Here is a 14,640-nt window from a genome sequence, read left to right on the forward strand (position 1 = left end):
CGTGGACGCGGCCCGACTCAAGCAGAGTTGGTCCCTCGTCGCCGCGCACGGCGACGAGGTGCCGCTCTACTTCTATTCGACGTTGTTCCTGGCCCATCCCGAGACGCGGCAGATGTTCCCGACGAACATGGCGGGGCAGCGGGATCGCCTCGTCACCGCGTTGGGGCACATCGTGTCGCATGTGGACCAGGTCGATCGGCTGGTGGGTTTCCTGCAGGACCTCGGCGCGGACCACCGGAAGTTCGCGGTGCGCGCGGAGCACTACCCGGCGGTCGGTGAGGCGTTGCTGGCGACGTTGCAGCATTTCCTGGCCGAGCAGTGGACCGACGAGCTGGCTCAGGACTGGGCGGGCGCGTACGGGTTGGTCGCGCAGGTGATGACGGAGGCGGCGCAGGCGGCCGAGGCGGTGAACCCGCCGTGGTGGGTGGCGGAGATCGTGGCCCACGAGCGGCGGGCGTTCGACGTCGCGGTGTTGACGGTGCGTCCGCAGTACCTGTTGCCGTTCACTCCGGGTCAGTCGATCGGGGTGTCGCATCCGTCGGTGCGGTCGTGGCGGTACTACTCGCCGGCGAACGCGCCGCGCGCGGACGGCACGTTGGAGTTGCATGTGCGGGCCGCTCCGGGTGGCGCGGTGTCGTCGCGGCTGGTGTACGGCTCGGCGGTGGGTGACCGTGTCAATCTGGCCGCGCCGGTGGGGGAGCGGTTGGCGTTGTGGTCGGCGGGTTCCAGTGACCTGTTGTTGTTGACCTCGGGCACGGGTTGGGCGCCGATGAAGGCGTTGGTGGAGCAGATCGCCGCGGAGGGCTCCCGTCGGCGGGTGGACCTGTATGTGGGTGCGCGGTCGCGCAGCGAGTTCTACGACAGCGACGCGATCGACAAGATGGCGTCGTCGTTCCCGTGGTTGACGGTGACGTACGTGGTGGGCGCGGACGTGAACCGGCCGGGTGAGTTCGTGCAGGCGGTGGACCGGGCGTTGGCCGATGGTGACTGGCGTTCGCGGCACGTGTACGTGTGCGGGTCCGACGAGATGGTGTCGCATGCGGCGCAGACGTTGGCGCGGGCGGGTTACCACGAGGGTCAGGTGCATCACGAGGGTCTGGGCAAGCAGTGGTACGGCCCGGCGTGGCGTACGGCGGTCCAGCAGTCGAGTTCAGGGGGTGACCAATGAGCGCGAGCCCGATCAGCCGGTACGACGGGATTCAGGTGTCCGGCGGTGTGCAGGTGCGGATGACCTCCGACCGGGTTCGGCGGTGGGAGTTCGGTACGGCGCCGTTCGCGCGCCGGGGCTATGACCACGCGGACGTGGACCGGTTCCGGGTGCAGGTCGCCGACGAGTTGGATCTGTTGGCGACGCAGATCGCGCATCTGCGGGCGGAGAACGAGCGGCTGACCGATCGGGTGGAGTTGCACCGCCACGGGGTGATCCCGAGCGCGGGGGCGGCGGCGAAGGTGCCGGCGGCCAAGGAGGTGAACCTGCTGTCGGCGGCGCAGCGGGAGGCGGAGCAGATCATCGCGCAGGCGCACGACTACGCGCGGCGGGTCGCGGAGTACGCCCGGGTGCAGTACGAGAGTTACATGCGGGCGGCGGCGGAGGAGGCGAAGCAGGAGGCCGAGCGTGCGGTGGCGGAGTACCGCAGTTCGGCCGGGTCGAGCTTCGACGACTCGGTGGCGACCCGGGAGGCGTTGCGGATCTTCGGCGAGATGATGGTGTCGCACATGCAGGCGGCGGCGCGGCACCTGGACGACGGCAGTGAGCAGTTGGTGCGCACGATGGACCGGATCGCGAAGGAGACGCCGGGGGCGCCTTTCGTGGGTGGCGCGGCCGGGCAGACGGCGTTGCCGCGTCACCACCAGCGCTGAACACCTGGCGGGTGGGGCCTTACGTGTGAGGCCCCACCCCCGGGTTGAGGTTCAGGTGGTGGCGGCGTGGATCGCGTCGGCGATCGGGGTGGGTCCGTCGACGAGTTCCAGGGTCGCCCCGGCGGTGCGGGGTTCGTCCAGGAGCGCGGCGAGGACGAGGGCGACGTCGGCGCGGCTGATGGCGCCCCGGCCGGCGTGTGGGGTGAGGGTGACGTGCCCGGTGGGTTCGTCGTCGGTGAGCCGGCCGGGGCGCAGGATCGTCCAGGCCAGGTCGCGGGCGCGCAGGTCGTCCTCGGCGGCGCGTTTGGCGCGCAGGTAGGCGGCCCACACGTCGTCGGTGCCGGCGGCGGGCGGCCGGTCCACGCCCATCGAGGAGACCAGCAGGTAGCGGTGGACTCCGGCGCGGGTGGCGGCGTCGGCGAGCAGCGCGGCGGCGGCCCGGTCGACGGTGTCCTTGCGGGCGGCGCCGCTGCCGGGGCCGGCGCCGGCGGCGAAGATGACCGCGTCGGCGTCGTGCAGGTGCGCGGCGACCTCGTCGACGTCGGCGTGTTCCAGGTCGCAGAGGACCGGGGTGGCGCCTACGGCGCGCAGGTCGTCGACGTGGTCGGGGTTGCGGATCAGGCCGACGGCGGCGTCACCGCGCCCGGTGAGGTGCTGCTGCACGAGCAGGGCGATCTTGCCGTGGCCTCCGGCGATGACGACACGCATGGGCCCAACCTACCGGCACCCGCCGGGCTTGACCTTGACCTGTGGGCAACCCCCAGTGTGGGGTGCGCCGGTCACGGTGACCGGTGCGAGGAGGAACCCGACGTGGGGTTGCTGACGATCGGGGCGTTCGCCCGGGCGGCGGGTCTGACGCCGAAGGCGTTGCGCCTGTACGGCCGGGTGGGGGTGCTGGTGCCCGCGGCGGTGGACGCGGAGTCCGGGTACCGGCTCTACGACCCGCGGCAGGTGCCGCTGGCCCGGCTGGTGGCTCAGCTGCGTCGTATCGGCATGCCGCTGGCGCAGATCCGCACCGTGTGTGCTCTGGAGCCGGCGGCGGCGGCCGAGATGGTCACCGCGTACTGGCGGCGGGTGTCGGTCGACACCGCTGCCCGCGCGCGGCTCGCCGCCCTCCTCGTGCGGGACCTGTCCGAGGGGAGCACCACCATGTCGTCGATGAGTGTCCGTTACGCCACCGGCTGTGAGACCGGGATCGCCCGTGACAGCAACGAGGACGCCGCGTACGCCAACGAGCGGTTGCTCGCCGTCGCCGACGGTGTGCGGGGGCCCGGCGGCGCTGCCGCCAGCGCCGCCGCCATCGACGCGCTCGCGTCGCTGGACCTCACCAACGTGTCGGCGGTGGAGGTGGTGACGGCGCTGGCCGGCGCGGTCACCGACGCCGACCGGGCCGTGCGGGGGCTGGCGACCGACGAGCACCAGCCGGCGACGACGCTGACCGCGCTGCTGCACAGCGGCACCCACCTGGCGTTGGCGCACGTCGGGGACACCCGGGCGTACCTGCTGCGCGACGGCGAGCTGTCGGTGTTGACCCGGGACCACACGTGGGTGCAGGCGCAGGTGGATCAGGGCAGGCTCGACCCTGCCGAGGCGGGCGCGCACCCCCAGCGGGCGTTGCTGGTGCGCGCGCTCGGCGGCGGTCGGCAGGTGGAGGCCGATCTGGCGTTGCGGGTGGCGGTGCCCGGTGACCGGTACCTGCTGTGCTCCGACGGGCTGTGGGCGGTCGTCGACCGGGCCGCCCTGGCCTCGACGGTGGGCGCGGGAGCCGACCCGGAGCGCACGGTGCGGGAGCTGATGGCCGCCGCGCGGGCCGCGGGCGCGCCCGACAACATCGCCTGTGTCGTCGCCGACGTCGTCGCGGCGTAGGCGGGTGCTCGGCATCGGGGGGTGCGCTGAGGCAGCATGAAGGGGTGACGACGAGTGTGCAGGAACTGGCCGCGCTGGTGGCCGGCGGTCAGGTGGTCGTGCTCAGCGGGGCGGGCCTGTCCACCGAGTCGGGTATCCCGGACTATCGGGGGCCCAGCGGGGTGGCCCGCCGGCACACCCCGATGACGTTCCAGGCGTTCACCCGGGACACGGTGGCGCGGCGGCGGTACTGGGCGCGCAGCCACCTGGGGTGGCGGTTGATCGCGCGGGCGACGCCGAACGCGGGGCATCGGGCGGTGGCGCGGTTGCAGGACGCCGGCCTGGTCGACGCGGTGATCACGCAGAACGTGGACGGGTTGCACGGCGCGGCGGGCAGCGGGCGGGTGGTGGAGCTGCACGGGCGCCTGGACGAGGTGACGTGCCTGGACTGCGGCAACCTGACCTCGCGCGAGGAGGTGGACCGGCGGCTGCGCGAGGCGAACCCGGACTTCGTGGCCCGGGTCGCCGCAGTCAACCCGGACGGTGATGTTGATCTCCCGGACGAGCAGGTGGCGGGGTTCCGGCCGGTGGACTGCGGGATCTGCGGGACGGGGATGCTGAAACCGGACGTGGTGTTCTTCGGCGAGACGGTGCCGCCGCAGCGGGTGGCGCGGTGTTTCGCGCTGGTGGAGCAGGCCCGGGCGGTGGTGGTGCTGGGGTCGTCGTTGACGGTCATGTCGGGCCGGCGGTTCGTGATCCGGGCCGCGAAGCAGGGCATTCCGGTAGCGATCGTCAACCAGGGTCCGACCCGGGGTGACGGGTACGCCACGGTGCGCGTCGACGCGCCGCTGGGGGAGGTGCTGCCGGTGCTCGCCGAGCGGGTCACCGGCGCGTCGGCGGTGCCGGTGTGACAGCCGCCGCGGGGTAGGACATCTGCTGGAAACACCGGCGCTGGTAGCGTTGACCATGCCGGTACCACCCACGTGGGAGAGACCGCCTCGACAGCAGGGGCGGCGCCGAAGGGGCAAATCCTCCCCGGAACCTCTCAGGCAAAAGGACCTCGTGGGCAGGCACTGTGGAGCGCTCCGGTGGGGTGTGACAGAGGGGGAGGCCGACCCGTCGACCTCGCCCGGGAGCGCCCCTGATGTCCGTAGAGCAGTTCGCCACCCGTCACATCGGCCCCGGCCCCGACGACGAGCGCCGCATGTTGGAGGTCGTCGGGCACGACTCCATCGACGAGCTGATGGACGCCGCGATCCCCGAGGTGATCCGCTGGCACGGCACCCTCGACCTGCCGGACGCCGCCACCGAGGCCGAGGCCATCGCCGAGCTGCGGGCCCTGGCGGCCCGCAACACCGTCGCCGTGTCCATGATCGGCCTGGGCTACCACGGCACGCACACCCCGGCGGTGATCCGCCGCAACGTGCTCGAAGACCCGGCCTGGTACACGGCGTACACGCCGTACCAGCCGGAGATCAGCCAGGGCCGGCTCGAGGCGCTGCTGAACTTTCAGACGATGGTCACCGACCTGACCGGCCTGGCCACCGCGAACGCCTCCATGCTCGACGAGGGCACCGCCGCGGCCGAGGCCATGACCCTCGCCCGCCGCGCCTCCAAGAGCAAGAGCGGGGTGTACGTCGTCGACGCCGACGCCCTGCCGCAGACCATCGCGGTGATCACCAGCCGGGCGGTGCCGCTCGGCATCGACGTGCGGGTCGTCGACGTCGCGCGTGACGAGCTGCCGGCCGAGTTCTTCGGCCTGCACCTGCAGTACCCGGGGGCGTCCGGCGCGGTCCGTGACCACGCCGCCCTGGTGCGGGCGGCGCACGCCGCCGGCGCCCTCGTGACGGTCGCGGCGGACCTGTTGGCGTTGACGCTGCTGCGGGCACCGGGGGAGATCGGCGCGGACATCGCCGCCGGCACCACCCAGCGCTTCGGCGTACCCATGGGCTTCGGTGGGCCGCACGCCGGCTACCTGGCGGTGCGCGCGGGCCTGGAGCGGATGCTGCCCGGACGCCTGGTCGGGGTGTCCCGCGACGCGGCCGGCAACCCGGCGTACCGGCTGGCGTTGCAGACCCGCGAGCAGCACATCCGGCGGGAGAAGGCCACCAGCAACATCTGCACCGCGCAGGTGCTCCTCGCGGTGATGGCCGGCATGTACGCCGTCTACCACGGCCCGCACGGGCTGCGGGACATCGCGGCGCGTACCCACGCCATGGCGGCGCGGCTCGCGGCCGGGCTGCGCGCCGGCGGCGTGGACGTCGCGGACGTCGCGTTCTTCGACACCGTCACCGCGACGGTGCCCGGCGGCGCGGCGCGGGTCGTCGCGGCCGCCGCCGAGCGGGGCGTGAACCTGCGCCTGGTCGACGCCGACCGGGTCGGGATGTCCTGCGACGAGACGACCACCGACGCGCACCTGCGGCAGGTGTGGGCGGCGTTCGGCGTGCCCGCGTTCGACGGTGACGTCGACGCGGCCCTGCCGGGCGACCTGGCCCGCACGACCGACTTCCTGACCCACCCGGTGTTCCGCAGCCACCACTCGGAGACGGCGATGCTGCGCTACCTGCGGCGGCTGTCGGACTTCGACTACGCCCTGGACCGGGGCATGATCCCGCTGGGCTCGTGCACGATGAAGCTGAACGCGACCACCGAGATGGAGCCGGTGAGCTGGGCGGAGTTCGCCAACATCCACCCGTTCGCGCCGGACGACCAGACCGTCGGCTACCGGGAGATGATCGGCCAGTTGGAGTCGTGGCTGGCCGAGGTGACCGGCTACGACGCGGTGAGCGTGCAGCCCAACGCCGGGTCGCAGGGTGAGCTGGCCGGTCTGCTGGCCATCCGCTCGTACCACGCGTCACGCGGCGAGTCGCACCGCGACGTGTGCCTCATCCCGTCGTCGGCGCACGGCACGAACGCCGCCAGCGCCGTGATGGCCGGCATGCGGGTCGTCGTGGTGGCCTGCGACGACGACGGCAACGTCGACCTCGTCGACCTCGACGCGAAGATCGACAAGCACCGGGACGCGCTCGCCGCGATCATGGTGACGTACCCGTCGACGCACGGCGTGTACGAGACGGGCATCGCGTCGCTGTGCGCGAAGGTCCACGACGCCGGCGGCCAGGTGTACGTCGACGGGGCGAACCTCAACGCCCTCGTCGGGTACGCCAAGCCCGGCCGGTTCGGCGCGGACGTGTCGCACCTCAACCTGCACAAGACGTTCTGCATCCCGCACGGCGGCGGCGGCCCCGGCGTCGGCCCGGTGGCGGTCCGCGCGCACCTCGCGCCGTTCCTGCCCGGCGACCCCCTGGGCGCCCACGTCGACGCCACCCCGGCGATCTCGGCGGCCAAGTACGGGTCCGCGGGCATCCTGCCGATCCCGTGGGCGTACCTGCGGATGATGGGCGCCGAGGGGCTGACCCGGGCCACCGGCGTGGCGGTCCTCGCCGCGAACTACGTGGCCGCGCGGCTGCGCGAGCACTACCCGGTGCTGTACGCCGGCAACAAGGGCCTGGTCGCCCACGAGTGCATCCTCGACCTGCGGCCGCTGACGAAGGCGACCGGCGTGAGCGTCGACGACGTGGCGAAGCGCCTCATCGACTACGGCTTCCACGCGCCGACGATGTCGTTCCCGGTGGCCGGGACGCTGATGGTGGAGCCGACCGAGAGTGAGGACCTCACCGAGCTGGACCGGTTCTGCGACGCGATGATCGCGATCCGCGCCGAGATCGAGCAGGTCGGCTCGGGGCAGTGGCCGGCGGGGGACAACCCCCTGGCGAACGCCCCGCACACCGCGCCGATGGTCAGCGGCGACGAGTGGCCGCACCCGTACCCGCGGTCGGTGGGCGCGTACCCGGCCGGGGTGGACCGGGCCGGGAAGTACTGGCCGCCGGTACGGCGCATCGACGGCGCGTACGGCGACCGGAACCTGGTCTGCTCGTGCCCGTCGCCGGAGGCGTTCGAGGACTGACGACGGGCGTGCCGGGGCGGGCGGTATCGGGCCGCCCCGGCAGCCGCTGTGCGATGGACAGCGACTCGGCGTGGTGACGCTGGGTGGTCGTTCAGGCCACGAGGGCGTGGCGGGCGGGGCCGCGGTGGGGTGCGATGCTGCTGCCGTCGGGAAGCAGCTCACCGGTGTCCTCGAAGACGATCACGCCGTTGCAGAGCAGGCTCCAGCCCTGCTCAGGGAAGCAGGCGAGGACGCGGGCGGCTTCCCGATCGGTGGCTTCAGCTAAGGGGCAGGTCGGTTGGTGCTGGCACATCGGGTTCTCCGGACTGTGGGGGCACTGTGTCATGGTTCACATGACCAGTGACGCACAGTACCAAGCGAAGGTGTCCAGCATCGAGCAGGTGTCGCCTTGCCGTACCGGAAATCCACTGAACGGATGAGGAAGATCGGACCATACGGCGTGGAAACGCTCCCACAGGTGCTGGTCGATGCGCCCGCGGCACCACCCGGATGCCGCGACAGCCTCGTCGAACGCGCCCGACTCCACTGGCATCGCGCCGACGGCGGCGACCCCGCCGCACTCGCCGAGGAGTTCCTGGCCGCACACGGCCTGGACCTGCGCGACCTGAACCGACCCGCCGCACACGGCCCGGTCGTCTGCGGCGCCGCGCTCTACCTGTCCGCCGCCGCCGGAACGCACCTGGCCGGCGTACCCGCCACCGCGCCCGAACCCGCGCCCACCCTGCCCGACCTCGCCGTCGTCATCTACCACCACGGACCCACCCGAGCACCCGCCGCCCCCGACGACACGCCCTGGTGGCTCGGCCCATGGACCGAGAGCTGGACACCCGCGCAACACGCCGCCGCCGTCGACGCCGTCCGCGCCGCCATCGGCCGCGGCGACATCTACCAGACCAACCTCGTCGGACACGCCGCCGCCCCCTACAGCGGCGACCCGCTACCCGCCCTGCGCCGCCTTGGCGCGCTCCCCGGCGCCCGCTACGGCGGCGTCCTCACCGGCGACGGCTGGGCCATCGGCTGCGCCTCCCCGGAAACCCTCGTCGAGGTCCACCACGGCCAGATCATCACCCGACCCATCAAGGGCACCCGCCCCGCCACCGCCACCGGCCACGCCGAACTGCTCACCAGCGCCAAAGAACGCGCCGAACACATCATGATCGTCGACCTCGAACGCAACGACCTCGCCCGCATCGCCCGCACCGGCACCGTCACCGTCGACGAACTGTTCACCGTGCGCCGCTGGTGCGACCTGTGGCAGGCCGAATCCACCGTCCGCGCCCAGGCCGCCGACGGCCTCGGCCTCGCCGACCTGCTCCGCGCCACCTGCCCCGGCGGCTCCGTCACCGGCGCGCCGAAACTCGCCGCCCTCACCCACATCGCCGCCGCCGAACCCGTCGGCCGGGGCGCCAGCATGGGCGCCCTCGGCTGGATCGCCCCCGGCCGCATCGACCTCGGCCTGACCATCCGCACCGCCGCCGCCACCGGCCACACCCTGCACACCTGGGCCGGCGGCGGCATCACCTGGGACAGCGACCCCACCGCCGAGGTCGCCGAAGCCGCCGCCAAGACCGCACCCGTACGCGCCACCCTGGCCGGACGCTGACACCACCACCACCGGCGATACGCTGACCCCCATGACCATGCGGCCCATCCGGATCATCGGCGACCCCGTCCTGCGCACCGAAGCCGAGCCGGTCACCACCTTCGACGCCGAACTGCGCGCCCTGGTCACCGACCTGATGGACACCCTGCTCGGCGCACCCGGCCGCGCCGGCGTCGCCGCACCCCAGATCGGCGTCAGCGCCCAGGTCTTCGTCTACGACGCCGACGGCCACCGAGGCCACCTCATCAACCCCACCCTCGAACTGTCCGACGAACTCCAGGACGACGAGGAAGGCTGCCTGTCCATCCCCGGGCTGTACTTCCCGACCGCGCGCGCCCTGCACGCCACCGCCCACGGCGTCGACCAGCACGGCGAACCGTTGACCATCACCGGCAGCGGATTCCTCGCCCGCGCCCTGCAACACGAGGCCGACCACCTGCGCGGCACCCTCTACGTCGACACCCTGCGCGGCGACATCCGCCGCCGGGCCCTGCGCGAGATCCGCGCCGGCCGCTTCGACTCACCCAGCCGCCGCGCCTGAACCCGCGCCCCTACCGGGCCGCCCACTGGTCGTAACCCAGCTTCGCCACCAACGCCAGCACCACCACCAGCAACACCACCCGCACGAACCCCGACCCGCGACGCAACGCCATCCGCGCACCCACCACCGCGCCCGCGATGTTGCACACCGCCATCGCCGCGCCCAACCACCACCACACATGCCCGGTCACCGCGAACACCACCAACGCGCCCAGATTCGTACCCGCGTTGACGACCTTCGCCATCGCCGACCCGTGCACGAAATCCGCACCCACCAACGTCGTGAACGCCAGCACCAGAAACGTGCCCGTCCCCGGCCCGATCAACCCGTCGTACAGGGCGATCCCCACCCCGGCCACACCGATCGCCACCGCCACCCGTGCCCGCGTCCGCCGCGCCGGCACAGCCACCACCCCCAACCGGGGACGCAACAACACGAACACGGCCACCGCCACCAGAACCACCAACACCACCGGCCGGTACGCCGCCGCCGGCACCGCCCCGGCCAACGCCGCGCCCACCCCCGCGCTGAGCACCGCCACACCCGCCGCCGGCCCCGCCACCCGCCAGTCCACCTTCGTACGCCGCGCGTACGTCGCCGCCGCCGTCGCCGTACCGAAGATCGCCGCCAACTTGTTCGTGCCCAACGCGGTCGCCACCGGCACCCCCGGAGCCGCCACCAACAACGCCGGCAGCAGCAACAACCCGCCACCACCGACCACGGCATCCACCCACCCGGCCATCGCCGCGGCGGCCAGCAGGGTGCTCAGCGATACGGCGTCCACGGTCGGCAATTCTCCCCACCCGACCCACCCCACCAGCCCCGCAAGTGGCGCGACTCACCGCTCACCGGCCCCGCCTACGCCGCAACCACACCCCCCACGCCCCGACCGCCACGAACACCAGCATCGAACACAGCAACAGCTTCACCACGCGGCAACCCTGCCACGGACACGTAAGGTGCAGGAGTGCGCCTGGCCACCTTCAACCTGCTGCACGGACGATCCCTCACCGACGGCCTCGTCGACCCCGACCGACTCGCCGCCGCCGTACACGCCCTCGACGCTGACGTCCTCGCCCTGCAGGAAGTCGACCGCGACCAACACCGCAGCGGCAACCTCGACCTCACCGCCATCGCCGCCCAGGCCCTCGACGCGCCACACCACCGCTTCGCGGCCGCCGTCGTCGGCACCCCCGGCGAACGGTTCCGACCCCTGCGCCACGACGACGACGGCCACGGCGAACCCTGCTACGGCATCGGCCTCATCAGCCGCCACCCCGTGCGCAGCTGGCACATCACCCGACTCAAACCCGCGCCCATACGCTCACCCATCTACGCCCCCGGACCCGGCGGCGGCCTCATCCTCCTCGACGACGAGCCCCGCGTCGTCCTCGCCGCCATCCTGGACACCCCCCACGGCCCCCTCACCGTCGCCGCGACCCACCTGTCCTTCGTACCCGGCTGGAACGCCCGCCAACTCCGCCAGACCGTGCGCGCCCTGCGCGCCCTACCCGGCCCCCGCGTCCTGCTCGGCGACCTCAACCTCCCCGCCGGCCCGGCCCGCCTCGTATCCCGCTGGCAGCCACTCGGCCGACGCCCCACCTACCCCTCCGGACAACCCCGCGTCCAACTCGACCACATCCTCGCCGACCGACACGCCCTCGACGCGCTCCCGCCCGTACGGGCCGTCACCACGCCGACGTCCACCATCTCCGACCACCGACCCCTGCTCGTCGACCTCGGCTGAGGCCAGCATCAGCGCGCCGCGTCACCCTCCGCCGACACCAGAGCAGCCAACACCCGGTGGGTACGACTAGCCCGGATCGCCTCCCGCTGCTGACCCGCCGTCACCTCGATGTACGTCTGCGACGATGCCAGCGAGGCGTGCCCCAACAACCGCATGATCTCCGCCGCGCCCGCGCCGTCCTCCGCCAACCGGGTCGCGAACGTGTGCCGCAGCGCGTGCAACCGCGCCCCCTTGGGTACCCGGTCACCGATACCCGCCCGCCGGTAACACGACTCGACCAGATACTGCAGGCCACCGCGGCGCAGCGGCTCACCCCGCCGGTCCACCAGCAACGCCGAGTCGGGGCGAACCGACCGCGACCCGAACCGCCGCGCCCGACTGGCCAGATAGTCCGCCAGCACCCGGTCCAGGTCCGTCTCGATCGGCACCACCCGGGGACGCCCACCCTTGCCGGCCACCTCGATCCGCCGCTCACCCGGCCGACCCGCCAACGAACCGACCCGCAACGCCAGCAGCTCGGACAGACGCAACCCGGCGCACAGCGCCACCGCCAACACCGCCACGTCCCGCTCCGGCCACGGGTCCCGTTGCCGGCCGTCGTCACGCGCCACCGACGCCAGCAGCACCTCGGGCGTGTCCGCGCCCCGCAGCGGCTTCGGCTCGGGCAGGACGGCCCGGGGCCGATCGACCGCCGGCATCGGGTTGCCCGCCACCACACCGTCGGTCACCAGGAAGGTGAAGAAGCTGTTCCAGGTGGACCAGGCGCGGTGCACCGAGGCGGGGGCGCGGGGAGCGGCGAACCGGGCGAACGCCGCCCGTAACACCCGGGGGGAGAGGTCGGTGATCGATACTTCGTCGAGGGGGAGGGGAGTGGCATTACCGGCGGAGACCAGGTTGGCCACCGCGAACAGGTCGCGTCGGTAGGCCGCCAGGGTGTGGGGGGAGGGCTTACGGGTGGCCCGGGCGGTCAGGAACTCCTCGATCAAGGCTCCGAGCGATTCGTCCTTTTTGTCATGCATAAGGGATATTATGCAGCATTTTCGTGTTCCCGGGAAGCGGGGGGAGTAGGGGATGGAGGCCATCCGGGCGACCGCACCGACCTCGGCGAAGGACTGTCGAGCTGCCCCGTAGGTGGGGCAGGCGTAGCGCAGCCTGGACAGCCCACCACGGCGGCCGGCAGCCCGGTCGGGGCCGGCCCGAACGGCCATAGGCTGATCGAGGAGCCACGGATCGTGCGCGGCATGACGTCGCCCGCAAGCTGTCCCACCTGTGGTCGGGCGGGCACGCCCACCGTGTACCGGGACCTCGGCGGTCCGACGGAGCTGGCCTGCTCCCGCCGGTCAACGCACGCCTCGTCAGGTCGAACGAGGACGCGCGTCCACTCGGCCTGACGCGCGACTGGCTCGCCCTCGGTGTGGCGGGGGGCCACCAGATCGGCCAACTTTACATAATGTGCATTATCGAATGTGGCACGGCACCCGCAGATCGACGCGGTGGGCTAGCGTGTCGTCGATCTACTGGGGAGATTCCCCGCAGCCTTGTCGGAAAGAAGCAATCACGTGTCACTGTGGAAGAAGACCGCCGTCGTCGCGGTCTCGGCGCTTACGGCGCTCACCGCCTCCGCCTGCGGCGTGGCGACCGGTTCGTCGGGCTCGTCCGACGCGCCGAAGCAGACCAGCGTCCTTGAGCTGCTGGCCAGCGACCTCAAGGGCTCGTTGCAGAAGACGATCGACGTCACCGACAAGAGCGACTCGGTGACGCTGACGATGACGGGAACGACCGGCGGCCAGAAGATCTCCATGCAGGGTGTCCTGGACCTGGGTGACCCGGTCAAGGCCGAGATGACGATGGCGGACCCGAGCGACGGTCCGACCACCGTCCGGCTGATCGGGACCGCGTTCTACGTCGAGGTGCCGGCGAAGGACCGTTCGAGCATGGGCGGTAAGCGGTGGCTGAAGATGGACATGGGCAGCATCGGCCAGCAGGCCGGGATGGACTTCAGCAAGCAGTTCGAGGACATCGACCCGACCAAGCAGGTCAAGACCCTGCTCGCGTCCGAGGGCGTGACGGTCGTCGGTGAGGAGACGGTGAACGGGGCGCGCACGGTCCACTACACCGTCACCACCCCGGTGGCGACGCAGCTGGCTCAGGTCGACGCCAAGCTGCGGGCCGCTGTGGAGAAGCAGTTCACCGCTGCGGGCGTTAAGGAGGTCAAGGTCGACCTCTGGGTCGACGAGCAGTACCGGCCGCGTCGTGCGGCCACGGTCATGGGCGCGATGGGCGACATCGTGGTCGACTACACCGACTACGGCAAGGCGGTCACCATCGAGACGCCTCCGCCGGCGGAGACCACTGACTTCGCCGAGATGTTGCAGGGGCTGAAGGGCACCGACAACTGATTTCAGGCGGTGTGACTGCCCTGCCGGTGCCCGGTAGCACCGGCAGGGCAGTGTCGTTTCCGCGGCCTTCTCCCCCAGCTCGGTCAGTCGAACTGGTCGGCCAGCTTGCGAAGCTTGTCGACGTACGCCGGCCAGTCGTATCCGTCGGCAATGCCGGTGCTGTCGCGCTGCCAGCCGATCGCCCCGTCGTGCTGCTCGCGGATGATGTCCAGGTGACCGGCGTGCCGGGCGATGTCGCTGGTGACGTGCATGATGGTCCGGGCCAGTGTCACGTCCTGGCGGCCGGGTTGCCACCAGGGCACCTGCCCCGGCGCGTCGAGCGGTAGTTGGTCGATCGTCTCGTCCGCGAAGGCGCCGACGCGGCGGTACAGGTCGATGAGGCCGTCCTTGGTCTCGTTCTCGTCCGCGTACCAGTCTGCCTGCGGGTCGTCGTCGAACGCGGTGAGCGGGACCAGCTCCTGCGGGGTGGGGAACTCGCGGCCGAAGGTGGGTCCGAAGTAGGCGGCCTCGACGTTGAGGCAGTGTTTGACGACGCCGAGCATGTTGTTGCCGGTGGTGGTGCGGGGCGTTCTGGCCTGGCGTTCGCTGATGCCGTCGAGTTTCCAGATGAGGTCGTCGCGGTTCCTGCGAAGGTAGTAGTGCATCGCGGCCTTGGTGTCGTCCAGGTCAGCCATGGCG

14 protein-coding genes and 1 riboswitch are annotated in these 14,640 nt (G+C 72.0%); of the genes, 9 read left to right on the forward strand and 5 right to left on the reverse strand.

Annotated features, from left to right (window positions below; genetic code table 11):
- Window position 1: 1 nt before the first annotated feature.
- Window positions 2-1,168 (forward strand): globin domain-containing protein, encoded by a 1,167-nt coding sequence (locus tag ACQP03_RS17030; protein WP_357118762.1) that lies wholly within the window; start codon window positions 2-4, stop codon window positions 1,166-1,168.
- On the forward strand, window positions 1,165-1,860 hold the full coding sequence (locus ACQP03_RS17035) for a DivIVA domain-containing protein (protein WP_357118759.1): 696 nt from the start codon (window positions 1,165-1,167) through the stop codon (window positions 1,858-1,860). Before ACQP03_RS17030 ends, ACQP03_RS17035 begins: the two co-directional genes overlap by 4 nt.
- A gap of 51 nt (window positions 1,861-1,911) precedes the next feature.
- Here ACQP03_RS17035 and ACQP03_RS17040 read toward each other — a convergent pair whose 3' ends face one another.
- On the reverse strand, window positions 1,912-2,568 hold the full coding sequence (locus ACQP03_RS17040; RefSeq protein ID WP_433461090.1) for an NAD(P)-binding oxidoreductase: 657 nt from the start codon (window positions 2,566-2,568) through the stop codon (window positions 1,912-1,914).
- A gap of 102 nt (window positions 2,569-2,670) precedes the next feature.
- Between ACQP03_RS17040 and ACQP03_RS17045 the strand changes: the two genes are divergently transcribed.
- The 3 genes from ACQP03_RS17045 to gcvP all read left to right on the forward strand — a co-directional run bounded on the left by ACQP03_RS17045 (window position 2,671) and on the right by gcvP (window position 7,672).
- Window positions 2,671-3,726, forward strand: a complete 1,056-nt coding sequence (locus tag ACQP03_RS17045) for a MerR family transcriptional regulator (RefSeq protein WP_357170171.1) — start codon at window positions 2,671-2,673, stop codon at window positions 3,724-3,726.
- A gap of 44 nt (window positions 3,727-3,770) precedes the next feature.
- Window positions 3,771-4,616, forward strand: coding sequence for an NAD-dependent protein deacetylase (locus tag ACQP03_RS17050; protein WP_433461091.1), 846 nt, complete (start codon window positions 3,771-3,773; stop codon window positions 4,614-4,616).
- 63 nt (window positions 4,617-4,679) lie between these two features.
- A riboswitch (glycine riboswitch) is annotated at window positions 4,680-4,776 on the forward strand.
- Window positions 4,777-4,849: 73 nt separating this feature from the next.
- Window positions 4,850-7,672 carry an aminomethyl-transferring glycine dehydrogenase gene (gene gcvP / locus ACQP03_RS17055; protein WP_433461092.1) on the forward strand — a complete coding sequence of 941 codons (2,823 nt, stop codon included), beginning with the start codon at window positions 4,850-4,852 and terminating at the stop codon, window positions 7,670-7,672.
- Between the two features lie 91 nt (window positions 7,673-7,763).
- Here the strand turns inward: gcvP and ACQP03_RS17060 are convergent, their stop codons facing one another.
- Window positions 7,764-7,964 carry a DUF5999 family protein gene (locus tag ACQP03_RS17060; protein WP_234586185.1) on the reverse strand — a complete coding sequence of 67 codons (201 nt, stop codon included), beginning with the start codon at window positions 7,962-7,964 and terminating at the stop codon, window positions 7,764-7,766.
- Window positions 7,965-8,060: 96 nt separating this feature from the next.
- Here ACQP03_RS17060 and ACQP03_RS17065 point away from each other — a divergent pair, with 96 nt between their 5' ends.
- The gene (locus tag ACQP03_RS17065; RefSeq protein WP_357170163.1) at window positions 8,061-9,275 is read left to right on the forward strand and encodes a chorismate-binding protein; all 1,215 of its coding nucleotides are present in this window, start codon (window positions 8,061-8,063) and stop codon (window positions 9,273-9,275) included.
- 31 nt (window positions 9,276-9,306) lie between these two features.
- Complete coding sequence (gene def, locus ACQP03_RS17070; protein WP_357118740.1) at window positions 9,307-9,816, forward strand: peptide deformylase; 510 nt, start codon at window positions 9,307-9,309, stop codon at window positions 9,814-9,816.
- Window positions 9,817-9,826: 10 nt separating this feature from the next.
- Here def and ACQP03_RS17075 read toward each other — a convergent pair whose 3' ends face one another.
- The gene (locus ACQP03_RS17075) at window positions 9,827-10,546 is read right to left on the reverse strand and encodes an anion permease (RefSeq protein ID WP_433461174.1); all 720 of its coding nucleotides are present in this window, start codon (window positions 10,544-10,546) and stop codon (window positions 9,827-9,829) included.
- Window positions 10,547-10,783: 237 nt separating this feature from the next.
- Between ACQP03_RS17075 and ACQP03_RS17080 the strand changes: the two genes are divergently transcribed.
- The gene (locus tag ACQP03_RS17080) at window positions 10,784-11,563 is read left to right on the forward strand and encodes an endonuclease/exonuclease/phosphatase family protein (protein WP_357118734.1); all 780 of its coding nucleotides are present in this window, start codon (window positions 10,784-10,786) and stop codon (window positions 11,561-11,563) included.
- An 8-nt stretch (window positions 11,564-11,571) separates the two neighbouring features.
- Here ACQP03_RS17080 and ACQP03_RS17085 read toward each other — a convergent pair whose 3' ends face one another.
- The gene (locus ACQP03_RS17085) at window positions 11,572-12,582 is read right to left on the reverse strand and encodes a tyrosine-type recombinase/integrase (RefSeq protein ID WP_396833192.1); all 1,011 of its coding nucleotides are present in this window, start codon (window positions 12,580-12,582) and stop codon (window positions 11,572-11,574) included.
- A 540-nt stretch (window positions 12,583-13,122) separates the two neighbouring features.
- Between ACQP03_RS17085 and ACQP03_RS17090 the strand changes: the two genes are divergently transcribed.
- Window positions 13,123-13,962: a hypothetical protein gene (locus tag ACQP03_RS17090; RefSeq protein ID WP_363660368.1), complete on the forward strand. Its 840-nt coding sequence runs from the start codon at window positions 13,123-13,125 to the stop codon at window positions 13,960-13,962.
- Window positions 13,963-14,045: 83 nt separating this feature from the next.
- Here the strand turns inward: ACQP03_RS17090 and ACQP03_RS17095 are convergent, their stop codons facing one another.
- Complete coding sequence (locus ACQP03_RS17095) at window positions 14,046-14,636, reverse strand: DinB family protein (protein ID WP_357118725.1); 591 nt, start codon at window positions 14,634-14,636, stop codon at window positions 14,046-14,048.
- Between the last annotated feature and the right edge of the window lie 4 nt (window positions 14,637-14,640).

Source organism: Micromonospora sp. CA-248212 (genome assembly GCF_050948405.1).
Lineage (GTDB): Bacteria > Actinomycetota > Actinomycetes > Mycobacteriales > Micromonosporaceae > Micromonospora.